This window comes from Nocardioides kongjuensis (assembly GCF_013409625.1).
Lineage (GTDB): Bacteria > Actinomycetota > Actinomycetes > Propionibacteriales > Nocardioidaceae > Nocardioides > Nocardioides kongjuensis.
In genome coordinates this window covers 2,683,426-2,707,306 of the sequence record NZ_JACCBF010000001.1, presented here as the reverse complement: position 1 = coordinate 2,707,306, position 23,881 = coordinate 2,683,426, and the positions used below count along the sequence as shown (strand labels likewise).

The following is a 23,881-nucleotide window of genomic DNA, read 5'->3' as shown; positions in this document are numbered from 1 at the left end:
GTTCCCGGTGGTTGCGCGGTCCCGCGCTGCCATGGCGGCCCTTCTCGGGGTGGCCACGACCAAGGACGACTGTGACCAGCCTGCCCCTCGTCGATCCGAGCGCACCCGACGTGCAGCCGCGCCGGATCTCCCGCAAGGCCACCGGTGCCGACGCGGTGTTCGTCAACGTCTCCCGGGCGATCGGCGCCTCGGTGCTGGTGATCACCGGCGGTGTCGGCGTCTTCCTCGCCTGGCAGGCGGTCCCGACCCTGCGCCACTACGGGCTCTCGTTCCTCACCGAGGAGCGCTGGCAGCCCGAGATCGACGTCATCGGCATCGCCGGCGTCCTCGTCGGCACGGTCTCCATCGCCCTGGTCGCGATGGCCTTCGCCTTCCCGCTGGCCCTGCTGACCGCGCTCTACATCAGCGAGTACGCACCGGCCCGGGTCAAGGGCCTGCTCGTCTCGGCGGTCGACCTGATGGCCGCGATCCCGTCGATCGTCTACGGCCTGTGGGGCTTCTTCCTGGTCATGCCGTACGCCGCGGAGCTGGCCTGGTGGCTGCAGCGGAACTTCGGCTGGGTGCCGTTCTTCGAGATCCGCGACACCGATCCCGACAGCGCCGTGTGGGACACCAGCCGCTACGTGTCGAGCGCCTTCTGCGCCGGCATCGCCGTGGCGATGATGGTGCTGCCGATGGCCTGCGCCGTGATGCGGCAGGTGTTCTCCCAGACCCCGCCGGGGGAGCGGGAGGCCGCGCTGGCGCTGGGCGCGACGCGGTGGGGCGTGATCCGCACCGTGGTGCTGCCCTTCGGCCGCGGCGGCATCATCGGCGGCACCATGCTCGGCCTGGGCCGCGCGCTCGGCGAGACGATCGCCGTCGTCCTCATCATCTCGCCGGCGTTCGAGGTGAAGTGGAACGTCCTGGAGATCGGCGCGAACTCGGTCAGCGCGCTGATCGCGGTCCAGTTCGGTGACGCCACGCCCGCGCAGCTCTCCGCCCTGCTGGCCGCCGGCTTCGTGCTGTTCCTGATCACGCTGTGCGTCAACACGCTCGCCGCGATCATCGTGAACCGCAGCCGCTCCGGAGCGGACGCCGACGCATGAGCGCCGCCCTGACCGACGTGGTCGCCGAGCCGACCACCACCGCCCCGCGGACGACGCTCCCGACGCGCGACCCCGACGCCCCGCCGCCCGTGCCGAGACGGGCCGTGGGCCGGCCCGACGCCGACGAGCTGTTCGCCCGCGTGGGCGCGTGGATCGCGGCCCTGGGCGCGACCTGGCTGGTCACCCAGCGCTTCCTGCCGCTGAGCGGCGTGGCCTGGTTCGTGATCGTCCTGCTCGTGGCGGGCATCGTGATGACCGCGCTGCTGTCCGCGATGAGCACCACCTTCGTCGAGGTCCGCGACCGGGTCGCGGGCGTGGTCGTCACCGCCGGTGCGGTGCTCGTCGGTCTCGCGCTCGTCTCGGCCGTGGTGTTCGTCTTCGTCCGCGGCTGGCGGCCGCTGACGCACCTCAACTTCTTCACCGACGACATGTCGGGCGTGGAGCCGAAGGCGCCGTTCACCGAGGGTGGCGTGCTGCACGCGATCATCGGCTCGGGCATCCAGCTCGGCATCGGCCTCGCTGTCGCTCTGCCGCTGGGCATCGGCACCGCCGTCTTCATGACCGAGGTCGGCGGCCGCTTCGCCAGGATCGTGCGCACGGTCGTCGAGGCGATGACCGCGCTGCCGTCGATCGTCGCGGGCCTGTTCGTCTACACGACGGTGATCCTGGCCGCCGGTGTGCCGCGATCCGGGCTGGCCGCAGGCCTCGCGATCGGCGTGATGATGCTGCCGATCATCGCCCGGGCCGCCGACGTGGTGCTGCGCGTCGTCCCCGGCAACCTGCGCGAGGCCAGCCTCGCGCTCGGCGCCAGCCGATGGCGCACCGTGTGGCACGTCGTCCTCCCGACCGCGCGGCCCGGCCTGGCCACCGCCGTCATCCTCGGCGTTGCGCGCGGCGTCGGAGAGACCAGCCCGGTCCTGCTGACCTCGGGGGCCGCGCCGTTCATCACCGCGAACCCGGTCGGCGGCGCGATGAACTCGCTGCCGCTGTTCATCTACACCCAGGTCCGCAGCGGAGAGCCGCACGCCATCGGCCGCGCCTTCGGTGCTGCCGTCGTGCTGATGACCCTCGTGCTCGCGCTGTTCGTGATCGCCCGCCTGGTGGCCCGCCCGCGCCGCCTGCGGACCCGTCCGAGCCTGCGCAAGCGCGTCGTCGCCCTCGTGACCACGACCGGCACCCGCCCACGCCGTACCCGAAACCCCCGCACCGACGGAGAGACCGCATGACTTCCCGCGTCCGCCGCACCGCCCTCACCCTGCTCGCGGGGCTCGCCGTCCTGGTCTGCGCGACCGGTACGGCGGCCGCCGACGGCGGCGACAGCACCCAGCCGGACGGCCGCGCGGCGTACACGACCATCGAGGGCACCGGCTCCACCTGGTCGGAGCTGATCGTCCAGAAGTGGATCGCCGACGTCGACGCCAACGGCATGAAGGTCGTCTACACCGGCGGTGGCTCGAGCAAGGGCCGCAAGGACTTCGCCCAGGCCACCAACGACTTCGCCATCTCCGAGATCCCCTACCAGGGCGTCGACGAGCAGGGCAACCAGGACAAGTCGGACCGGCCCTACGCCTACCTGCCGATCGTCGCCGGTGGCACCGCCTTCACCTACCAGCTCAAGGTCGGCGGCAAGCTCGTGCGCAACCTGCGGCTCTCGGGCGAGACGATCGCGAAGATCTTCACCGGCCAGGTCAGCAACTGGAACGACGCCGCGATCACCAAGGACAACAACGGCCGCGCGTTCCCGTCGCTGCCGATCACGCCCGTGGTCCGCTCCGACGGCTCCGGCACGACGGCGCAGTTCACCACCTGGATGGACGACCAGTACCCCGGCATCTGGCGGCCGTACTTCGGCAAGTCCGGCCTGACGTCGTACTTCCCGCGCAAGCCGGGCTCGCGGATGGTCGCCCAGTCCGGCTCCGACCAGGTGATGAACACGGTCAAGGGCTTCGCGGGCAACGGCACCATCGGGTACGTCGAGTACTCCTACCCGGTCAACGCGAACTACCCGGTCGTCAAGGTGCTCAACAAGGCGGGCTACTTCGTCGAGCCGACCCAGTACAACACCGCGGTCGCGCTGACGAAGGCGCAGATCAACCCGACGACGCTCACCCAGGACCTGCGCGGGGTGTACGTCAACCCGGACCCGCGGGCGTACCCGATCTCGTCGTACTCCTACATGATCATCCCGACCGGCAGCACCGACGCTCGGATGACGACGGCGAAGCGGCAGACGCTCGCCGACTTCATCTACTACTCGCTGTGCGCCGGGCAGACCAGCGCCGGGTCCTACGGCTACTCGCCGCTGCCGCTCAACCTGGTGCAGGCCGGGTTCGACCAGGTCGCCAAGCTCAAGGCCGCGGACGCGGGGGTCGAGCTGACCGACCGCGACGTCAAGAGCTGCAACAACCCGACCTTCGACGGCAAGGACCTCAAGAACAACGTCCTCGCCAAGAAGGCGCCGCAGCCGGCTGCCTGCGACAAGACCGGCGCGGGGCCGTGCGGCACCGACACCGGCACCGGCAAGCCGTCCACCGACGGTGCGGTGCCCGACGCCGGTGCGCCCGCGCCCGACGCCGCTGCCGGTGCCGCGCCCCCGCCTGCCGGCCAGGTGGATCCCGAGACCGGGGCCGCACCCGTCGCCGAGACCGGTACGGCGGCCGCCACGGAGGTCTACGCCAACCCGACCCTCGTCGCCGACCGCAAGGGGGACCAGCGCCCGTTCGGCGTCCTGGCGGTCCTCGAGCTGTGCGCCCTGGTCATCGTGCCCGGCGTCGTCAGCATGCTGCTGCGCCGTCGACGCGGTGCCCGCACGACCGGAGCCGGCGCATGAACCGCCGCCACAGCACGGTCGTGACCGTCGCTCTCGGCGCGCTGATGGGGCTGGCGCTCCTCGCGCCCGGCGCGAGCGCGGGCTCGGCGACGGCCCGCAGCGCCGTACCCGCAGGGGCCTTCGAGCAGACCAGGAGCATCGACCGGACGTTCGTCGACGACCAGGGCAACGTGGAGAAGGTCGCCAGCTACGACCTGACGGTCCGGGCCGACCACACGACCGACCTGCGTGGCCGGGAGCGGGTCGAGGTCTCCTGGACCGGAGCGCCGCCGAGCGGCGGGCGAGCCAGCAACCCCTACGGCGAGAAGGGTCTGCTCCAGGAGTACCCGGTCGTCGTGATGCAGTGCCGGGGCACCGACGACGCGTCCCTGCCCCTCGACCAGCAGGTGCGTCCGGAGACCTGCTGGACGTCGACCTTCTCGCAGCGCTCGCAGATCGCGGTGTCTCCCTACGAGGCCCTGTGGACCGTCGACCGCTACGCGAGCGAGGCCGATCGAGAGCCGCTGTCCGGGGCGGACCGGCTCCCCGCCGACGCGTGCAAGGAGGCGCAGTCCGACGCCACCTACACCCACGTGACGCCGTTCCTCGCCGCGTCGGGCAAGGTCTTCCTCGCGTGCAACCGCGAGACGATGCCGCCGGAGGCAGCCGTCGACGCTGCCTTCCCGCCCTCGGAGATCGCCGCCTTCACCGACGGTGACGGCAACGGGTCGGTGGACTTCGAGGTCCGGTCCAGCGCCGAGAACGAGTCCCTGGGCTGCACGCGCGAGGTGGCCTGCTCGATCGTCGTCGTCCCCATCGCGGGCCTCAGCTGCGCCGCGCCGGCCGACCCGACCGTGCCGGCCGACGTGCCGGCTGACGTGAGTGCGGTCCTCGGCAAGGACTGCCGCCAGTTCGGCGAGCACCCCTCGGGCAGCAGCAACTTCGCCGGCGACGGCATCGACCGTGCCGTCGGCCCCGAGCTGTGGTGGGCCGCGTCCAACTGGCGCAACCGGGTCTCGATCCCGATCCGCTTCGGCCTCCCGCCGGACGCCTGCGACATCCTCGACAAGCGGCCGCCGGTCGCGTTCTCGGGCTCGGAGCTGATGGCCCAGGCCGCCCTGCAGTGGGCACCGGCGTACTGCCTGGACAAGAAGCGGTTCAAGTTCCAGCTCAACCAGATGCCCGACCAGACCGGGTGGAACCTCATGCAGACCGGTGGCTCGCCGGCCGCCTTCGTCGCCGGACCACACGAGAAGACCGGGCCGGACCCGGTCGGCTACGCGCCGACCGCGATCACCGGCTTCGCGATCGGCTACGTCATCGACCGGCCCGACAACGCGGGCGTCTACACCGAGCTCCGGCTCAACGCCCGGCTGATCGCCAAGCTGCTCACGCAGAGCTACCCGGGATCCGCACTCGGCAAGGGACACCCCGGGCTCGCGGACAACCCGCTCAGCCTGCAGCTCGACCCCGAGTTCCGCGCGCTCAACCCGGGCCTGACCGACATCTCCTCCGAGGCCGGCGCGACCCTCCTGTCGCTGTCCAACTCCTCGGACATCATCCAGCAGCTCACCGAGTACATCGCCCAGGACGAGGACGCCATGAGGTTCGTCTCGGGCAAGAAGGACCCGTGGGGCATGGTGGTGAACCCGTCGTACAAGAAGGTCGACCTGCCCACGGGCGAGTGGCCGCTGCTCGACACCTACGAGCCGCAGACCAACGACGAGTGCCGGCAGGCCAACCCCGCGGTCTACTTCAACCAGCTCGCAGCTCCGGTCACGACGCTGCGCAAGATCGCCGACGCCCTCATCGACGCCTGGCCCAACGTGCAGACCCGGTGCGTCGCCGACCTGTCTGCGGCCACGAAGGCGTGGAAGCTGGGGCGGATCGACCGCCAGTCGTACGGCGCCCGGTTCATGCTCGGCATCGTCAGCCTCGGCGACGCCGAGCGGTTCGGGCTGCGTGCGGCCGCGCTGAAGACCTCGGGTGGCAACTTCGTCGAGCCGACGACCGCCTCGCTGAGCAAGGCAGTCGCCGTCGCGCGACAGGAGAAGGGCGACCCGCGGGGTCCGTTGCTGATGTCGCAGAAGGACCTGGTCGCTGCGAAGTCCGCCTATCCCGGCACCCAGATCGTCTACACGGCGGCGCGCACCCACGGCCTCGGCAAGGTGGAGGCCGAGACGGTCGCGTCCTTCATCCGGATCGCGACCACCGAGGGCCAGCGGCCCGGCCGCGCCAACGGCCAGCTGCCCGCGGGCTACCTGCCGCTGCGCAGGACCGGGGCGACCGCCCGCCTGTGGCGTGCGGCCCAGGACACCGCGAAGGCGATCGAGGCGCAGCGGGCGCCCGCTGCCGACGCGCCGGCCGCTGACGCGCCGCCGCCGGCGGCCTCCGGGACACCCGGCGCGGCCGCTCCGGCCGCCGACCCCGGTGCCGCCGCAGCTGCGGCCCCGGCCGCACCGCAGGAGGTGGTGACCGCGCACACGAAGGCCGCCAGCTCCACCACGGCGATGTCGATGCTCCCGGCCCTGCTCGTCATCGGCATGGTCGCCGCCGCGGCCTCGCTGGTGACCCGGCTGATGTCGCTGCGCCGGAGGTGGTCCGCATGACGATGACCGCTCCGCCCACCGCCGGAACCGAGGAGGCGACCGAGGAGGCGATCGAGGAGGGCGGCCGCCGACGTCGTACGCCGGCCCCTGCGCCGCCGCCCAGCGAGTCCGGCCTGCTGGTCAGCTCGACCCTGACCGTCGTCTCCCTGCTGTGCCTGTGGCTCGTGCTGCACCTGCTCTTCCTCGGTGCCGTCTCGCACGACCGGGCGCAGTCGCTGCTGCACCGCGAGCTCCGCTCCGAGCTGGCCGGCGCGACCGCGCCGGTCGGCCCGGTCGCCGAGCCCGGAGCGCCCGTCGCACTGCTGTCGATCCCGGCGATCGGCGTCGAGGAGGTCGTCGTCGAGGGGACCGCGGCCGGGGACCTGTTCGCCGGACCAGGGCACCGCCGCGACACCGTGCTCCCCGGCCAGGTCGGTGCGTCGACGGTCTACGGACGCTCGACCACCTACGGTGCACCGTTCCGCGACCTCGGCCGGCTCGCTGCCGGCGACCTGGTGAAGGTCACCATGGCGCAGGGCGAGGTCGGCTTCCGGGTGCTCGACGTACGCCGCGACGGTGACCCGCTGCCACGGCCCGCCGCGCAGGGTGCCGCACGGCTGACCCTCGTCACGGCCGCCGGCGACGGCCGGTTCGCCCGGATGATGCCGGGCAGCACCGTGTACGTCGACGCCGAGGCGGCCGAGGGCCTCCCGGCGCCCGGCGGCCTCTCGCCGAGCGTGCCGGAGTCCGAGGAGGCGATGAAGGCCGGGACCGAGGCGCTGCCGCTGCTGACCCTGTGGCTCGCGCTGCTCGTCGGCCTCGTCGTCGCCACCCAGCTGGCGCGCCAGCGCTGGAGCCGCGTCCAGGTCTGGGTGGTCGCCTGTGCGCCCCTGCTCGCCCTGTCGTGGCTGACCACGGACACGGCCATGCGGCTGCTGCCCAACCTGATCTGACCGACCCGCACCACACACCCGAGAAGAAATCCAGAGAAGAGGAAGTTGATGTCTGCACGCAAGACGTTCGGGGGAGTCCTCGTCGGGGCTCTCGCGACCGCTTCGGTGATCGCCGGTACGGCGCCCGCCCACGCCGCCTACATCCCGGACGACGACGACACCGTCCTGACTCCGGTGAGCGGCGACCTGATCGGCGTCGGATCGGACACCAGCCAGCACGCGCTCAAGGTCCTCGGCGACGCCTGGAACGCGCAGAACCCGGTTCCGTCGGTCAAGGTGGTCAGCTATGCCGCCACCAGCGGCGGCGACCTCAACCTCCCCGGCGGCGTGACGATCGCACGCCCGAACGGCTCCGGCTCGGGCAAGAGCCGCCTCTTCGCCCCCAACGACACGCCCGAGGTCGACTTCGCCCGGTCCTCCTCCACGCTCAGCGACGCGGAGACGAACGCCGGGCTCAAGCAGTTCCCGTTCGCCGTCGACGTGCTGCGGGTCGCGGTGTCGGCCAGCGTGCCGTCGAACGCGCCGGCCACGATCAACAAGGCCGACCTGGTCAAGATCTACGACGGCACCTACACCAACTGGAACCAGGTCCCCGGCAGCACGACGAGCGGCGTCATCGCGCCGAGGATCCCCCAGGCCGGCTCGGGCACCCGGTCCTTCTTCGAGGCCCAGCTCAAGGCCGCCAACGGCGGCACCGCGGTGACCCTCGCGCCGACCGTCGTCGCCGTGCAGGAGCACGACGACACCCCGATCAAGAACGACCCGAACGCGATCGCGCCGTTCTCCGCCGGCCGCGCCGGTCTGCTCGGCAGCACGCTGCGCCTGGTCAACGGTGACTTCGTGGCGAAGCGCGCGCTCTACAACGTCGTGCGCGGCGCCGACGTGGCGAAGCCCGAGATCACCGCGGTCTTCGGGCCGGACGGGTTCATCTGCTCCGACGCCGCCGAGGCCCTGATCAAGCAGGCCGGCTTCGACCAGCTCGCGCGTCCGGTCGACGGCGGCGTGTGCGGCGTCCAGACGACCGCCGCCACCAGCAACTTCACCACCGGCAACGAGCCGGTCGCGACCACCGCCGCCGTCAGCGGCACCAGCACGGGTGCCGGCAAGGCCGACGTCAAGGCGACCATCGCGGGCTCGAAGACCCCCGAGGGCACGGTGACCTTCTCCGAGAACGGCGTGGTCGTCGCGGCCAACGTCGCCGTTGTCGGCGGTGCCGCGACCGCCAGGCTGTCGGGTCTGGCTGCTGGTGCCCACACCTACAAGGCGGTCTTCACGCCCAAGGCGGGCTCGGTCTTCCAGCCCTCCGAGGCCACCGGCTCCGTCACGGTCAAGACCTCGGCCTCGCTGAGCAAGTCGTTCAAGGCCAAGGCGAAGTTCGCGAAGAAGGTCAAGGGCTCGATCTCGGTCTCGCTCGCGGGTACCGCCACCCCGGCCACCGGCACCGTGACGATCAAGCTCGGGAGCAAGGTCGTCGGCAAGGGCACCGTCAGCGGCGGCGTCGCCAAGGTCACCCTCAAGGGCCTGAAGAAGGGCAAGAACAAGCTGGTCGTCACGTGGAGCGGTGACGGTCTCGCGCCGTCGACCACCCTCGCGTTCACGATCAGGCTCACGTAGCTCAAGCACTCCGCGAGGCCCGGGTGGGCACGACGCCCACCCGGGCTCCGCACGTTCCGAAGGACCACGCATGACCACCGACCCGAACGTCGACACCATCTCCATCCCGGCAGTCCCGCCGCCTCCGCCGTCGCCCGGGGCCGGCGTACCGCGGCTCGACCCGCCGACGTCCGTCGACGCACCCGACCCCGCCACCGGCGCGCTCGCCGAGCTGGAGGCGCGCGACATCACCGCGTGGTTCGGCGAGCACAAGGTGCTCGACCGGGTCTCGCTCACCATGCCGGCCGGTGGCATCACCGCGTTGATCGGGCCGTCCGGCTGTGGCAAGTCGACCTTCCTGCGCATCCTCAACCGCATGCACGAGCTGGTCCCGTCGGCGCAGCTGGCCGGCGAGGTGCTGCTCGACGGCGAGGACATCTACGACCCCGGCAAGCGGCTGATCGACGCCCGTCGATCGATCGGGATGGTGTTCCAGAAGCCCAACCCGTTCCCGGCGATGTCGATCCGGGAGAACGTGCTGGCCGGCCTCAAGCTCACCGGCACCCGGATGAGCAAGGCCGACAAGGACGACCTCGTCGAGTCCTGCCTGGTCAAGGGCGGCCTGTGGAACGAGGTCAAGGACCGCCTCGACGCCCCCGGCGGTGGCCTGTCGGGTGGTCAGCAGCAGCGCCTGTGCATCGCCCGCTCGCTGGCGATCAAGCCGCGGGTGCTGCTCATGGACGAGCCCTGCTCGGCCCTCGACCCGACCTCCACCCGGGTGATCGAGGAGACCATGCTGGAGCTGGCCCGCGAGGTGACGATCGTGATCGTCACGCACAACATGCAGCAGGCGGCGCGGGTCTCGGACCAGTGCGCGTTCTTCCTCGCCTCGCAGGGCAAGCCCGGCGTCATCGTCGAGCACGGCGCCACCGAGGCGATGTTCCAGAGCCCGCAGGACTCGCGCACCTACGACTACGTCAACGGACGGTTCGGCTGACCGCGAGGGCTGTCGGGGCTGCGGCGTAGGCTGGCGCCTGCACCCCCGGTCGCACGAAGACCGGGGGCACTCGTCGTGTTCCTCGACCAAAGGTGTGCCCCGTGAGTCTCGCCGGCCTCGCCGACGCCGTCCTCGCCGACCCGACCCTCGCCGCCGCGCTCGCGGGCGCCACCAGCGGCGCCCAGCCGACCGGTGAGCTGACCGGTCCGGAGGCACTTCGGCCCTTCCTGACGACCGGCCTGGTCCGGGCCGGGAAGCCGGTGCTGGTGGTCACCGCCACCACCCGCGAGGCCGAGCAGCTGGTCGCCGAGCTGGGCGACCTCATCGACCCGGCGAGCGTCGCCTACTACCCGAGCTGGGAGACGCTGCCCCACGAGCGGCTCAGCCCGCGCAGCGACACGGTCGGCCGGCGGCTCGCCGTGCTCCGCCGCCTGTGCCACCCCGGCACCGACGCGACGACCGGGCCGGTCCAGGTCGTCGTCGCGCCGGTGCGCAGCGTGCTGCAGCCGCAGGTCAAGGGGCTCGGCGACCTGGTCCCGGTCGAGCTGAGCGTCGGCGCCACCGCCGAGATCGACGACGTCGTCGCCGGGCTGGTCGGTGCGGCGTACTCGCGTGTCGACCTGGTCGAGAAGCGCGGTGAGTTCGCGGTCCGAGGCGGCATCGTCGACGTGTTCCCGCCGACCGAGGAGCACCCGCTGCGCGTGGAGTTCTTCGGCGACGAGGTCGACGAGATCCGCTCCTTCGCGGTCGCCGACCAGCGCACGATCGCCAAGGTCGAGCGGCTGTGGGCCCCGCCGTGCCGCGAGCTGCTGCTCACCGACGAGGTCCGGGCCCGGGCCGCCGAGCTCGGGAAGACCCATCCCCAGCTCCTCGAGATCACCGACAAGCTGGCCCAGGGCATCGCCGTCGAGGGGATGGAGGCGCTGATCCCGGCGCTGGTCGACGAGCTCGAGCTGCTCGTCGACCTGATGCCGGCGGACACCCGGATCCTCGTGCTCGACCCGGAGCGGGCTCGCGCCCGCGCGCACGACCTGGTCGCCACCAGCGAGGAGTTCCTCGCCGCGTCGTGGGCCACGGCCGCCAGCGGCGGACAGGCGCCGATCGACCTGCAGGCGGCGTCGTACCAGTCGCTCGCGGACGTGCGGGCCCACGCCCGCGAGCGCGGCCAGGCCTGGTGGACGTTCAGCCCGTTCGGCCTCGACGACGAGGTGCCCAGCAGTGCGCAACCCGCGCCGTCGTACCGCGGCGACGTGGCGAAGGCCTTCGCCGACATCGCCCGCTGGCGCAGCGAGGGGCACGCCGTGGCCGTCGTGCACGTCGGTCACGGACCTGCGCAGCGCATGGTCGAGGCGCTGGGGGAGCAGGACGTCCCCGCCCGGCTCGTCGAGGACATCCCGGCCGGGCACCAGCTCGACCCGGCCGTCGTCACGATCACCTGCGGCAACCTCGGCCACGGCCTGGTCGACACCAGCCGCGGTCTCGCGATCCTCACCGGCGAGGACATCGTCGGCGCCAAGGCCTCGGTGCGCGACAAGGGCGCGATGCCGGTGCGCCGCAAGCGGCAGATCGACCCGCTCGAGCTCAAGGCCGGCGACTACGTCGTCCACGAGCAGCACGGCGTCGGCCGGTTCGTCGAGATGAAGCAGCGCGAGGTGCAGGGCGCCATCCGCGAGTACCTCGTCCTCGAGTACGGCCCGTCCAAGCGAGGCGGCCCGGCCGACCGGCTCTTCGTGCCGGCCGACACCCTCGACCAGGTCACCCGCTACGTCGGCGGCGAGCAGCCGAGCCTCGACCGGCTCGGTGGCGGCGACTGGACCAAGCGCAAGAACAAGGCCCGCAAGGCGGTCCGTGAGATCGCCTCCGAGCTGATCAAGCTGTACGCCGCCCGCCAGGCCACCCAGGGACACGCCTTCGGCCCCGACACCCCCTGGCAGCGCGAGCTCGAGGACGCCTTCCCGTTCCACGAGACGCCCGACCAGCTCACGACCGTCGACGAGGTCAAGGCCGACATGGAGCGGACGGTCCCGATGGATCGCCTGATCTGTGGCGACGTCGGCTACGGCAAGACCGAGATCGCCGTGCGCGCGGCCTTCAAGGCGGTGCAGGACGGCAAGCAGGTCGCCGTGCTCGTGCCGACGACGCTGCTCGTCAACCAGCACCTCGCGACGTTCTCCGAGCGCATGAGCGGCTTCCCGATCAACCTCAAGCCGCTGAGCCGGTTCCAGACCGACAAGGAGGCCGCCGAGACGATCGCCGGCCTCGCCGACGGCACCGTCGACGTCGTGGTGGGCACCCACCGGCTGTTCAACGCCGACACGAAGTTCAAGGACCTCGGCCTGATCATCGTCGACGAGGAGCAGCGCTTCGGCGTCGAGCACAAGGAGGCGATGAAGCGGCTGCGGACCTCGGTCGACGTCTTGTCCATGTCGGCCACCCCGATCCCGCGCACCCTGGAGATGGCGATCACCGGCATCCGCGAGATGTCGACGATCACCACGCCGCCCGAGGAGCGGCACCCGGTGCTGACCTACGTCGGCGGCTACGAGGACCGCCAGGTGGTCGCGGCGATCAGGCGCGAGCTGCTGCGCGACGGCCAGGTGTTCTACATCCACAACCGGGTGAGCTCGATCGAGAAGGCCGCGGCCAAGATCCGCGAGCTGGTGCCCGAGGCACGGGTCGCGACGGCCCACGGCCAGATGGGCGAGCACCAGCTCGAGCAGGTGATGGTCGACTTCTGGGAGAAGAACTTCGACGTCCTGGTCTGCACGACCATCGTCGAGTCCGGCATCGACGTCTCCAACGCCAACACGATGATCATCGAGCGCTCCGACACGCTCGGCCTCTCGCAGCTCCACCAGCTGCGCGGTCGCGTGGGTCGCTCGCGGGAGCGGGCCTACGCCTACTTCCTCTACCCGACGGAGAAGCCGCTCACCGAGACCGCCCACGAGCGGCTCGCGACCCTGGCCCAGCACTCCGACCTCGGCGGCGGCATGGCGATCGCGATGAAGGACCTCGAGATCCGCGGCGCCGGAAACCTGCTCGGCGGCGAGCAGTCCGGGCACATCGCCGACGTCGGCTTCGACCTCTACGTCCGCCTGGTCGGCGAGGCGGTCCGCGACTTCCGCTCCGACGGCGGCGCGCCGGAGCAGCTCGAGGAGGTCCGCATCGAGCTGCCGGTCGAGGCCCACCTGCCGCACGACTACATCCCCAGCGAGCGGCTCCGCCTGGAGATCTACAAGCGCCTCGCCGAGGTCCGCACCGACGCCGACGTCGACGAGATCGTCGGGGAGCTCCAGGACCGGTACGGCGAGCCGCCCGAGCAGGTCACCGCGCTGCTGCTGGTCGCCCGCTTCCGCGCCCGGGTGCGGCAGGCCGGGGTCAAGGAGGTCACCACGGTCGGCAAGAACGTGCGCTTCCACCCCGTCGTGCTGCCCGAGTCGCGCACCATCCGGCTCAACCGGCTCTACCCGAAGTCGATCGTCAAGCACCAGCTGGAGTCGATCCTGGTGCCGCGCCCCGGCATCCCGGGGAGGACGGGAACGCCCCTCGAGGGCGTCGCCCTGCTTGAATGGGCCCGGCTTGTCATCGACTCGGTCATCGACCCCAAGGAGTGAGTGTGCGTCCCACGTTCCGGTCCGCCGCAGCGGGTCTCGCTGCGGTCGCCCTGCTGACCGCCGGCTGCGGCGTCAGCGACAACGAGGTGAAGCCCGGCGTGGCCGCCGAGGTCGAGGGCCAGCAGCTCTCGCTCAGCAAGGTCGACAAGGCGGTCCAGGACTACTGCGCCCTGGCCGCGACCAACCCGCAGGCGCAGGCGGCGCCGATCGCACTCGTGCGCGCGCAGTTCGTCGTCGGCTGGACCCAGGCGGTCGCCGTCGACGACCTGGCACCCGAGCACGGGGTGTCCCTGCCGGGCGAGCAGATCGACCGGACGTCGGTCACCGACGCCTGGGGCGCCCTCGGCACGATCGACGACGACAACTACGACACCTTCGAGTTCCTGACCTGGATCAAGCAGCGGCTCAGCGACCCGGTCGAGCAGCTCGGGGCCGACGAGTCCGGCGCCCAGGGCGATGCCGCGGTCAGTGCGGGCATCGCGCTGATCACGAAGTGGCTCGACGAGCACGACGTCAGCTTCAACCCGGTCTTCGGGACCTACGACGCGAGCACGGGCGTCTTCAGCGGCGACCCGCTCTCGGTGCCGGTGAGCAGCCAGGCCAAGGACGCCAGCAACACCTCCGCGATGACGCCCGAGCAGGTCGCGAAGCTGCCCGCCGACCAGCGGTGCGGCCCGGCGGCCGCCTCGCCGGCGGGCGCGCCCCAGGGCTAGGCCGTGCCCGATCCTGCGGACGGGCCGGTCGCCGAGTTCGTCGAGGTGATGCGGCGGCTGCGGGCGGAGTGCCCGTGGAAGCAGGAGCAGACCCATCGTTCGTTGGTGCGCTACCTGCTCGAGGAGACCTACGAGACCGTCGACGCCATCGACGAGGCGGAGGCGAGTGGCGAGTTCGGGCACCTCGCCGAGGAGCTCGGCGACCTGCTGCTGCAGGTCGTCTTCCACGCCGTGATCGCCGAGGAGCGCGGCGACTTCTCGCTCGACGACGTCGCCCGCGGGATCACCGCGAAGATGCGCCGCCGCAACCCGCACGTCTTCGGTGACGCCATGCCCGACGACCACCTCACGGCCGACCAGGTCGACGAGCGCTGGCAGCGGATCAAGGCGGCCGAGCAGTCCGCGCCGTCCGAGCTGCCGTCCGCCCTCCCCGCACTCCTGTACGCCGACAAGGCCCTCGGCCGCCGCGAGCGGGCCGGGCTCACGCTCGACGTGGACCCGGACTCGCCGGACCTCGGCGAGCGCCTGCTCGCCCTGGTCGCCGAGGCCCGCGCCCAGGGCGTCGACCCGGAGCAGGCGCTGCGCGACGCCGTGCGGAGAAGGCAGTAGCGGCGACGCCGCCGGTCGTCGTCCACTGAACGACCGGCGGCGCCTCCTCGGTCGAGGTCAGCGCGTGGGGGCCGCGACTCCCTCGACCCGCACCGCGCGGCGCTTCGACGCCACGACGATGCGGACCTTGCCGCTCCACGGGGACGCGAAGGTGGTCACGTCGACGACCCGCGTGGTGGTCGAGCGATCGAGTGACAGGGTCTTCACGAGCCGCTTGCCCGCGTAGACCTTCACCTTGCCGGGCCTCTTGCCGGTCGAGACGACCAGCGCGAGGCGACGCGCGTCGCGGACCTTCAGGCTCAGCGTGCTGCCCCTGCGCTCGAGGGCGGCGGCCGGGACCGGCACCGTCCAGATCCGGGTCGCAGCGGTCGCGTCGGTGTTGCCGGCGGCGTCCGTCGACGTCGCGGTCAGCACGTGGGTGCCGGGTGCGAGACCGGTGAGGACGAGCGGTCCGGCGGAGCACGGCAGGGCGGACCCGTCGAGGGTGCAGGTCGTGCGGGACCCGGGCTCCGTCGTACCGACGGCGAAGGTGGCGTTCGGGGTGGTGACGATCGAGCCGTCAGCGGGTCCGCCGGTGAGGGTGGTGTCGGGTGGGGTGGTGTCGGCGGCGCGCACGCTCCAGGTCCGCCGGGCCGGCGTCTGGTCGCGGTTGCCGGCGGCGTCGCGGGCGGCCGCCTCGAGCACGTGGGTGCCCGGGGCGAGGCGCTCCAGCCTGACCTGGCCGCGGTCGCAGGGCGTGAGGGCCCCGTCGATCGTGCAGGAGAAGTCGGCCGCGCCGGGGCCGTCGAGGGTGAACGTGGCGGTGCTGTCCGTGGTCGTGGAGCCCTCCGCCGGGCCGCCGGTCAGCGTCGTCTCCGGCGCCGTCGCGTCGATCGTCCACTCGTGGTGCGCCGGGACCGGGTCGACCCAGGTGCCGTTGCGGCCCGCGACGGTCAGCGTGTGCGGCCCGTCGGCGAGGTCGGTGAAGTGGCCCTGGCCGCTGTCGCAGGTGAACGGGTAGCCGTCCAGGTTGCAGTCGAAGGCGTTGCCGCCCTGCGAGGTGAAGGTGAAGTCGGCGGAGCGGCTGTTGCTCAGCCTGGGCGGGGTGGCGGTGAAACCGGTGTCGATCGAGTGCACCGTCAGGGAGTGCGAGAAGCTCAGGTTGCCGGAGGCGTCCTCCGACCGGACGGCGAAGAGGTGCGCACCCTCGGGCAGCGTGAGCGTCCGCGGGGAGGCGCAGCCCTCCCACGCGCCGCTGTCGAGCTTGCAGTGGATCGCGACCGCTCCGCTGGCGGCGAAGGTGAACGTGAAGCGCCCCTGCTGGTTGACGACCTGGGTGGCGTTGAAGCTGGTCATCGTCGGCGGGTCGACGTCGCGGAACACGGCCACCGGGTACTTCTCGACGCTCGTGAACGCGCCCGAGTGCACCGCGCAGTCACGGGTGCCGCTGCTGTTGGCACGCGTCTCGTCGCAGCCCTGCCACTCGACGAACTCCCAGCCGTCGGGGACGCCGAAGAAGGACGGCCGCAGCCAGATCCAGGCCTCGAACGGCTCCTCGTTGCGGACCCGGCCGCAGGTCATGGTCACCCGGTGGTCGAGGTTGGTGGTGCGGTCGCAGGCGTACGCACCCCCGTCCTCGAGCGAGCCCTCGACCACCTCGACCCGGCCGGCGCCGGCGATGCTGAGCGTCACCCCGACCTGACCGGCGTGGGCGGGCGCGGGGGTGAGGACCGGAGCGAGGCCGGCGACCAGGGCGAGGAGGCCCACGACGGTGCGGGCGAGGACGCGGGGGCTCATGCGTCCTCCTCGGTGTCGTCCTCGACGAGGTCCGGGAGGCAGAGCCACTGCTGCCAGCTGAGGTCGCGGCCGACGTAGCGCGGCTGGTGGAGCGGCCACTCGGCCTCGATCCAGGCAGGGACGAAGGCGTCCAGCGACCGCTCGAGCTCGCTGCCGACGGCATGCTCGACCACCCACCAGGAGATGTCCGCGTCGGCGCCGACCTTGGCCGGTGGGTCGACGTACACACACCCGAGCAGGGCGGTCTCAGCCGCGTCGAAGAGTCCGTAGAGGAAGGACTCGTGGGCGTCGATCTCCGCCGCGTGGTGGGCGAGGTCGTCGATGTCCGCCTCCCTGCTCAGGTCCACCGGCGGCCACCCCCACGCCTGCCCGTAGATCGACCACAGCCGCTCCCGCGACGCGTGCACCGCCGGCAGGTCGAGGTCGACGTCGGCCGGGCCCATGGGTCGCAGGTGGTGTGCCTGCGTCACCGGGACCCGGGTCGGATGCGCCCAGGACGCGGGCAGCCAGGAGGTGGGGGTGGTGGTCATGGACCCGAGGGTGGCTCGGGGCGCTTGCGGCGTCCTTGTCGCTCGCTTGCGGTGGCTGGGGTCGTGCAGCGACGTGGTTGAGGTGCGGGGCCGCCGTCCGCGGTCGAGCCTCAAACCCTCGGCCGCGCTGCTGCGAGTGTTCGTGGGCGTCGGTTGGGTGGCCGGTTCCGTTCCGAAAGGGCAGTGACGAGAAGGGTGGGGAGGTGGCTGGGTTCCGCGGTCGGGCTGCGGTCCCGGGGTCACTTTCGTGACGGTCGGTGACGTCGGTTCTCCACACCCTCCGAATGGAGTTTCCCCTGTCCCCAGGCGGGTTTCCGGCGCTGGATTGTGATGCTCCTATGGTTGTCAAGCGGCTTGGAGCCAGGTTCGGTAGCGCTGGGTGAACTCGCGGTCGAACGCGACTCCGCGTTCGATGCGGCTGACATGGTTCAGGGTGGTGCCGAGCTGTTCGACCACGACTCGGATAGGCAGGTTCTTCTCGCGTCGGATGCGTCGTAGGTCGGCGATTCCGGTAAGCGCGTTCGGGTTCTGGAGCAGCTTGAACACCTCGCGGGCGATGGCGCGTTTGAGGATTCGCAGGATCTCGGGGTTGCTGCGGTTCTTGGCGCGCTGGGTGGCGACGAACTCGCGGGTGCGGGGGTCGCTGGCCATCCGCACGGTCGCGATCGTGTGCAGCGCGGAGTTGGCGTGACGATCCCCGCCACGAGAGAGCCGGTATCGGGTGGTCTTGCCCGACGATGCCGGGACCGGTGCGGTGCCGCACAGGGCAGCGAAGGATGTCTCGCTGGCCAGGCGCTCGGGGTTGCCGCCCGCGGTGAGGAGCAGCTGCGCAGCGGTCACCGGTCCGATGCCGCGTGCCGAGATCAGGTTCAGGTTGATCGCCGCGACCAGGCCGCGGAGCTGGTCGTCGAGCAGCTCGATCTGCTGGCCGAGGAACCGGTGGCGCTGGGCCAGCATCTTCAACCCGAGCAGCACGGTGGCCACCACTCCACCGCGGGAGCCGGGGCGGCAGGCAGCGAGCGCGTCGATCAACCGCTTGTCGCTCAGCTTCCGGTACCTCTCACGGATCTCGACGGGCGCGGTGATCAACTGTGCGTGAATCTGGTTCATCGCCGCAGTACGTGCCTTGGCGGCTGAACGTCGCGTGCTGAGAAGCGCTCGAAGTCCCTCGACGTCCTCGGCCTTCGGCGCGGTCTTCGCGCGACCGGTCATGGCGGCACGGGCCGCCTGGTAAGCGTCGATCAGGTCGGACTTGCCCTGCATCCGCCGCACCGTGGCTTCGGGACGGATCACCTCCCGCACCGCGATCCCGGCCGTGCGGGCCACAACGGCCAGCCCTGCTCCGTAGGAGCTGGTGCCTTCGATCCCGAAGACCTGTACCGAACCGAACGACGCGAGGAAGGCCAAGGCGTCGCGGTAGCCCGCCGGCGTCGTGGGGAACTCGCCGTCGCCGAGATCGCGACCGTAGCCGTCGATCGCGGCCACGTGGATCGTGTCGGCGTGGGTGTCAGCGCCCGCGAAGACGGCAGGGGTCACTGGTCGTGTCGCTGTCATGATGGAGCTGCCTTCCGTGTCGTACCGATGTGGATGGTCGACGCCGGTCGGGCGAGCAGACAGGACATTGATGAGGCGCTTGCCAGGCTCTTATTAGGTCATGTCCGCCCGGCCGGCGCGCGGGGTCCCGACCGCCGGCCGGACCACAAGATGGTCAACCCAGCAGGGCGACAGTCGGAGGCTGAGGCACGACGATCGGGACCTCTTCACTACTCCACAGGGAGCAGCGAAGACCAGCATCAATGTCGGGGGTGGGTGGGAGAATCCTGTCATGGATCTCGGAACCAGGCCCCGTTCGACAGCCCCGGTGCTGTCACGGTTGAGCGCCGGGATCCAGGTCCGCAACCAGCTCCTCGTCGAGGAATGGGCGGCGATCGTGGAGTGGGCGAGCGACCACATCGTGACCGGGCCCGAGGGTGCGGCGACGATCACCGAGGGCTACCTCGACACCGGTGTCCCGATCGCCGGTGACGGCGCCCCGCTGGTCAGCGAGTTCGCGTTGATGGAGCTCGTCGCGGTCCTCGGCCGCACCCCTGACGGTGGCAAGGCCTACGTCGGGCGGGTGATCGAGTGCGCGTGGCGATTGCCGAACGTCTACGACGCCGTGGTGGCGGGGCGGTTGGCTCCGTGGCGTGCTGAGCGGATCGCGGACCTCACCCGTGGCCTGTCGGCTGAGGCGGCGGGGTTCGTGGACCGGCAGCTGTGGAACGCCTCCGGCATCGGGTGGGCCCAGCTCGAACGCCTCGTCGCCGAAGCCGTGCTGCGGTTCGACCCCGACAAGGCGGAGGCCGACCGCCAGAAGGCTGCCGACCACCGGCACTTCGACATCAGTGACGTGGACGAGCACGGGCTGGTGCACCTCGACGGGCTCCTGGATGCCGCCGACGGACACGACCTCGACCAAGCCGTCGCCCGTCGCGCCGAGGTGCTCGGCCGGTTGGGTGACGAGAGCTCGTTGGACGTGCGGCGCTCGAAAGCGGCTGCCGAGCTCGCCCGCCAGGACCTCGCCCTCGACCTGCTGGTCCCGGACCCCGCCACCGGAGAGGTCGTCGCGACCGTCCCCGGCCGCAAGGTCGTCCTCAACGTGCACGTCACCGACACCACCCTCACCGGTGAGAACCCGTTCGTGAACCCGGTCGGGCGGTGGGACGAGGGCCGCTGCCCCGTCACCACCGCGCAGATCCGCGAGTGGCTGCGTTCGAAGAGCACCACGATCATCGTGCGGCCGGTGATCGACCTCGCCGACCATCTCCCCGTCGGCTCCTACGAGATCCCCGACCGCCACAAGACCCGGGTCGCGTTGCGGGACCACACCTGCCGCTTCCCCCACTGCACCCGACCCGCGACCCGGTGCGACATCGACCACCACCAGCCCCACGACCAGGGCGGCCCGACCTGTCCGTGCAACCTCGTGCCGTTGTGTCGACGGCACCACCGCGCCAAGACCCACTCCACCTGGCGCTACGAGACCCCGATGCCCGGGTCCTACGTGTGGACCAGTCCCAGCGGGTTCCAGTTCCGGGTCGACCACCGCGGCACCCACCCGGTGCACCCGCCCGACGAGTAGCGAACCCGCCCCGCACCCGCAGGACTCCACGTCTGCGGGGGCACAGGCACGTCCGGTCGCTGGAATCGGCTGGCGCCGGTGTCGGCGCGATGGTGGAGTCGGGCCTGTGCTGCCCGACCACCTCCCGCGGATCGAGCACCCGCCCGTGCGCCTGCGCGCGTTCGAGCCCCGTGACGCCGGCCTGGTCGTGTCGGTCGCCGGAGACCCGTTGATTCCGTTGATCACGACGGTGCCGAGCTCGGGATCTCCGGCGGACGTGCAGGCCTACCTCGAGCGCCAGCACGACCGGCTGCCGGCCGGGCAGGGCTACTCGTTCGCGATCGCGGATGCAGCCACCGACGAGGCGGTCGGGCAGATCGGGCTGTGGACCTCCGAGATCGCGGCCGGCCGCGCCACGACGGGCTACTGGATCGGTGGAGCGCACCGTCGCCGGGGACATGCCGGGGCGGCGCTCGCCGCCCTGACGGACTGGGCGTTCAGCCTGCCCGAGGTCGAGCGGCTGCAGCTCCACGTCGAGCCCTGGAACGAGGCGTCCTGGCGCGCGGCCGAGCGCTGCGGCTACCAGCGCGAGGGATTGCTGCGGTCGTGGCAGCGGGTCGGCGCGGAGCGGCGGGACATGTACGTCTACAGCATGGTCAGGCAGTGGGATCCGTAGCCAGCGCCACCATCGCATCGACGTCGAGCGCCCACCCGGCAGCCACGTCGTCGTCGTACGCCGCACCGCGGGCTGCCCGGGCGACCTCGCCGGCCTGTGCGATCAACGCCTCGTCGGGCCGGTAGTAGCCGTAGACGTTGCCGCCGGTGCCGGCACGCAGCTGGGCGGCGGCGCCGCGGAGCAGCCCGACCCGGGCCAGGCCACCCGAGCCAGGTCCGGGAGACAGCGACTCCACCACCGCGAGCGCGTCGAGCAGGTAGGCCAGGTTGGCGTGGTCGCCGGTGTCGCGGCTGAGCAGCACGCCCTCGGCGATCTGGCGTCGGGCCCGGTCCGGCTCGCCGACCGCCATCGAGACCTGGATGGCGGTGAACAGCCCGATGTAGACGGCCAGCGGGTCGTTGCGGCGCCGGGCGGCGGCGAGCGCCTCCTCGACCAGGCGGCCCGCACCCGCCGGGTTGCCGCGCAGCAGCTCGACGGTGCCGAGCCACACGTGCGACAGCGTCCACAGCCACTCGCCGTGCAGTCCGGCCTCGTCGCACAGGACGATCGTCTCCTCGAACACCCTGGCCGCGAGGTCGGCGTCGTCGCGGGCGAGCGCGACCAGCCCGATCCCGCCGTAGGCGTAGGGGAGCCCCTCGAGGTCGCCGGTACGACGCGCGAGGTCCGCGCTCGTCGTCCAGGCCGCCTCCGCCTCGGCGTCGTCGCCCTGCGCGAAGGCGAGCGCGCCGACGACCGAGCCGGCCCGGACCCGGACCGGGTCGGGCACGTCGTGCGTGAGCACCGCCTGCATCAGTCGCCGCCCCTCGCGCAGTGCACCGCGGATCCACCAGAACAGCCACAGGTGCCAGCCGAGCCAGCCGCCGAGGTCGGCCTGCCCGGAGGCCAGCGACCACTCGACGGCGGCGACCAGGTTGGCGTGCTCGCGCTCGATCTCCGCAAGCGTCTCGACCGTGCCCTCGCCCCGCAGCGACGGCTCGTGCCGGGCGGCGAGGGCGCCGAAGAACCGCAGGTGCGCGTCCCTGGCGGCACGCTCGGCAGGCCGCGGGAGCCGGGTGGCGGCGTACTGCGCCACCGGCTCCAGCAACCGGAACCGCGGCCCCGGCGCCACGACCACGAGCGACTGGTCGACGAGCGACTCCAGCAGGCCGAGGACGTCACCCGGACCGACCACGTCGGCCAGCACGGCGGTGGCTGCGTCGATGCCGAAGCCACCGCTGAACACGGCGAGCCGGGGGAACGCCGCCTGCTCCAGCGGCGAGAGCAGCTCGAAGCTCCAGTCGATCGCGGAGCGCATCGTGCGCTGGCGGGGCGGCAGGTCGCGCGCCCCCTCGGCAGCCATCACCTCGTCGAGCCGCGCGAGGATCTCGGCCGGGGACAGCAGCCGGACCCGCGCGGCGGCGAGCTCGATCGCGAGCGGGATGCCGGCGAGGCGGTGGCACAGCTGGCCGACCACCGCATCCTCAGCGGACAGCAGACGGGCAGCGCCGGCGGCGGCCGCGCGGGTCACGAACAGCTCGGCGGCGGCGGGCAGGTCGAGCGGGGTCAGCGGGAAGAGCACCTCGCCGCGCACCCGCAGCGGGATCCGGCTGGTGACGAGGATCCGCAGCCCCGGGCAGGCCGCCGCGAGGGTCGCGACCTCGGGCCAGGCGTCGAGGAGGTGCTCGGCGTTGTCGAGCAGCAGCAGCCGGTCCTGGCCGCGGAGCAGGTCGAGCAGCGCCGTGAACGGGTTGCCGCCCTCGGCGACGCCCACGGCGCGGGCGATCGCCGGGATCACCGCGGACGGGTCGTGCAGCGGGGCGAGCGGGACCAGGGTGACGCCGTCGGTGAAGGACGCCTCGGCGGCCGCGGCGACGGCCAGGGCCAGCCGGGTCTTGCCGCAGCCGCCGACACCGGTGACGGTCACCAGGCGCGACGCCGGCGAGCGGAGCACGTCGACCAGGTGGGCGACGTCGCGCTCGCGTCCGATCAGGGGGCCGAGCAGGTCGGTCGACGGTACGGCGCTGGGCCGCTGCGGCCGCGAGGCCGGCGGCGCAGGAGCCGCAGCAGCGGGCCGGGGGCGCAGCGACGGGTCCTGCTCGAGGATCTGCTGGTGCAGCCGCTGCACCGCGGGACCGGGGTCGACGCCGAGCTCCTCGACGAGCCGGGCCCGCAGGTCGGCGTACTCCTCCAGCGCGTCGGCCTGCCGCCCCGCGAGGTACAGCGCCCGCATCAGCTGGCCGCGCACCGACTCGCGCAGCGGGTGCTGCCGGGCCAGGCCGGTCAGCCGGGTGACGGCTGCGCCGGCGTGCCCGAGCGTGAGGTCGAGCTCCGCCGCCAGCTCCTCGCCGGTCAGCCACAGGCCTTCGAGCCGCAGCGCCTCGGTGCGCGCGAACGCCTGGGGTACGTCGGCCAGCGGCTCGCCGCGCCACCACCCGAGTGCCTCGGTCAGGTGGTCGCGGGCAGCCTCCGGGTCGGCCGTGAGCGCCGTACGAGCGGTCTCGATCCCGGCCGTCAGCCGGTGGGTGTCGATCGCGCCGGCCGGCAGGTCCAGCCGGTAGCCGGGCGGGACCGTCGCGATCTCGGCCGGCACCCCTGCCTCGCGCAGCCGCGAGCGGAGCCGTGAGATCACGGCCTGCAGGTTGGCCAGGGTGCCGCCCCGCCCGCTCTCGCCCCAGACCCGGTCGAGCAGGGTGTCGGTCGAGACCACCCGTCCGGCGTCGACGGCCAGGGCCGCCAGCGTCTCGCGGTGTCGCGGCGAGCCGATGTCGACGCTCGCGCCCGCCCGGTCGAGCACCTCGAGGGGGCCGAGCAGGCGCAGCGCTACGACGTCCCCACGGTCTGGCACGCGGCCAAGGGTAA

16 protein-coding genes are annotated in these 23,881 nt (G+C 72.2%); 12 read left to right on the top strand and 4 right to left on the bottom strand.

Translation table 11 applies throughout. The features are described from left to right. Positions 1-71: 71 nt before the first annotated feature. From pstC to BJ958_RS12945, 10 genes are all read left to right on the top strand, one after another. Positions 72-1,085, top strand: a complete 1,014-nt coding sequence (gene pstC / locus BJ958_RS12990) for a phosphate ABC transporter permease subunit PstC (RefSeq protein ID WP_179727208.1) — start codon at positions 72-74, stop codon at positions 1,083-1,085. Further along, positions 1,082-2,311: a phosphate ABC transporter permease PstA gene (gene pstA, locus BJ958_RS12985; protein WP_179727207.1), complete on the top strand. Its 1,230-nt coding sequence runs from the start codon at positions 1,082-1,084 to the stop codon at positions 2,309-2,311. The genes pstC and pstA overlap by 4 nt, the downstream gene beginning before the upstream one ends. Further along, positions 2,308-3,915 carry a substrate-binding domain-containing protein gene (locus BJ958_RS12980; RefSeq protein ID WP_179727206.1) on the top strand — a complete coding sequence of 536 codons (1,608 nt, stop codon included), beginning with the start codon at positions 2,308-2,310 and terminating at the stop codon, positions 3,913-3,915. Before pstA ends, BJ958_RS12980 begins: the two co-directional genes overlap by 4 nt. Beyond that, entirely contained in the window at positions 3,912-6,503 is a 2,592-nt protein-coding gene (locus tag BJ958_RS12975) for a hypothetical protein (RefSeq protein WP_179727205.1), read from the top strand. The genes BJ958_RS12980 and BJ958_RS12975 overlap by 4 nt, the downstream gene beginning before the upstream one ends. Beyond that, positions 6,500-7,435 carry a sortase gene (locus BJ958_RS12970; RefSeq protein ID WP_179727204.1) on the top strand — a complete coding sequence of 312 codons (936 nt, stop codon included), beginning with the start codon at positions 6,500-6,502 and terminating at the stop codon, positions 7,433-7,435. The genes BJ958_RS12975 and BJ958_RS12970 overlap by 4 nt, the downstream gene beginning before the upstream one ends. 48 nt (positions 7,436-7,483) lie before the next feature. Further along, positions 7,484-9,049: a PstS family phosphate ABC transporter substrate-binding protein gene (locus tag BJ958_RS12965; protein WP_179727203.1), complete on the top strand. Its 1,566-nt coding sequence runs from the start codon at positions 7,484-7,486 to the stop codon at positions 9,047-9,049. A 70-nt stretch (positions 9,050-9,119) separates the two neighbouring features. Next, the gene (locus tag BJ958_RS12960) at positions 9,120-10,025 is read left to right on the top strand and encodes a phosphate ABC transporter ATP-binding protein (protein ID WP_179727202.1); all 906 of its coding nucleotides are present in this window, start codon (positions 9,120-9,122) and stop codon (positions 10,023-10,025) included. A 101-nt stretch (positions 10,026-10,126) separates the two neighbouring features. Beyond that, positions 10,127-13,639 carry a transcription-repair coupling factor gene (gene mfd, locus BJ958_RS12955; protein WP_179727201.1) on the top strand — a complete coding sequence of 1,171 codons (3,513 nt, stop codon included), beginning with the start codon at positions 10,127-10,129 and terminating at the stop codon, positions 13,637-13,639. 2 nt (positions 13,640-13,641) lie between these two features. After that, positions 13,642-14,352 (top strand): hypothetical protein, encoded by a 711-nt coding sequence (locus BJ958_RS12950; RefSeq protein ID WP_179727200.1) that lies wholly within the window; start codon positions 13,642-13,644, stop codon positions 14,350-14,352. 3 nt (positions 14,353-14,355) lie between these two features. Further along, the gene (locus BJ958_RS12945; RefSeq protein ID WP_343052670.1) at positions 14,356-14,961 is read left to right on the top strand and encodes a MazG nucleotide pyrophosphohydrolase domain-containing protein; all 606 of its coding nucleotides are present in this window, start codon (positions 14,356-14,358) and stop codon (positions 14,959-14,961) included. A 57-nt stretch (positions 14,962-15,018) separates the two neighbouring features. Here BJ958_RS12945 and BJ958_RS12940 read toward each other — a convergent pair whose 3' ends face one another. From BJ958_RS12940 to BJ958_RS12930, 3 genes are all read right to left on the bottom strand, one after another. Continuing rightward, positions 15,019-16,737: an Ig-like domain-containing protein gene (locus tag BJ958_RS12940; protein ID WP_179727199.1), complete on the bottom strand. Its 1,719-nt coding sequence runs from the start codon at positions 16,735-16,737 to the stop codon at positions 15,019-15,021. Beyond that, positions 16,734-17,267 carry a GNAT family N-acetyltransferase gene (locus BJ958_RS12935; protein WP_179727198.1) on the bottom strand — a complete coding sequence of 178 codons (534 nt, stop codon included), beginning with the start codon at positions 17,265-17,267 and terminating at the stop codon, positions 16,734-16,736. Before BJ958_RS12935 ends, BJ958_RS12940 begins: the two co-directional genes overlap by 4 nt. Positions 17,268-17,612: 345 nt before the next feature. Continuing rightward, positions 17,613-18,803, bottom strand: coding sequence for an IS110 family RNA-guided transposase (locus BJ958_RS12930; protein ID WP_179726751.1), 1,191 nt, complete (start codon positions 18,801-18,803; stop codon positions 17,613-17,615). A gap of 289 nt (positions 18,804-19,092) precedes the next feature. Between BJ958_RS12930 and BJ958_RS12925 the strand changes: the two genes are divergently transcribed. After that, complete coding sequence (locus BJ958_RS12925; RefSeq protein ID WP_179727197.1) at positions 19,093-20,388, top strand: HNH endonuclease signature motif containing protein; 1,296 nt, start codon at positions 19,093-19,095, stop codon at positions 20,386-20,388. A 106-nt stretch (positions 20,389-20,494) separates the two neighbouring features. Beyond that, on the top strand, positions 20,495-21,043 hold the full coding sequence (locus tag BJ958_RS12920) for a GNAT family N-acetyltransferase (protein WP_179727196.1): 549 nt from the start codon (positions 20,495-20,497) through the stop codon (positions 21,041-21,043). On the opposite strand, the gene BJ958_RS12915 is transcribed toward BJ958_RS12920, so the two are convergent. After that, entirely contained in the window at positions 21,024-23,867 is a 2,844-nt protein-coding gene (locus tag BJ958_RS12915; RefSeq protein ID WP_179727195.1) for a BTAD domain-containing putative transcriptional regulator, read from the bottom strand. The two genes, BJ958_RS12920 and BJ958_RS12915, sit on opposite strands and share 20 nt — an antisense overlap. Between the last annotated feature and the right edge of the window lie 14 nt (positions 23,868-23,881).

Coding starts and splice junctions, on each gene's coding strand:
- BJ958_RS12965 (WP_179727203.1), top strand. CDS start 7,484: ATGTCTGCACGCAAGACGTTCGGGGGAGTCCTCGTCGGGGCTCTCGCG.
- BJ958_RS12960 (WP_179727202.1), top strand. CDS start 9,120: ATGACCACCGACCCGAACGTCGACACCATCTCCATCCCGGCAGTCCCG.
- BJ958_RS12970 (WP_179727204.1), top strand. CDS start 6,500: ATGACGATGACCGCTCCGCCCACCGCCGGAACCGAGGAGGCGACCGAG.
- BJ958_RS12940 (WP_179727199.1), bottom strand. CDS start 16,737: ATGAGCCCCCGCGTCCTCGCCCGCACCGTCGTGGGCCTCCTCGCCCTG.
- BJ958_RS12935 (WP_179727198.1), bottom strand. CDS start 17,267: ATGACCACCACCCCCACCTCCTGGCTGCCCGCGTCCTGGGCGCATCCG.
- BJ958_RS12980 (WP_179727206.1), top strand. CDS start 2,308: ATGACTTCCCGCGTCCGCCGCACCGCCCTCACCCTGCTCGCGGGGCTC.
- BJ958_RS12975 (WP_179727205.1), top strand. CDS start 3,912: ATGAACCGCCGCCACAGCACGGTCGTGACCGTCGCTCTCGGCGCGCTG.
- pstA (WP_179727207.1), top strand. CDS start 1,082: ATGAGCGCCGCCCTGACCGACGTGGTCGCCGAGCCGACCACCACCGCC.
- BJ958_RS12925 (WP_179727197.1), top strand. CDS start 19,093: ATGGATCTCGGAACCAGGCCCCGTTCGACAGCCCCGGTGCTGTCACGG.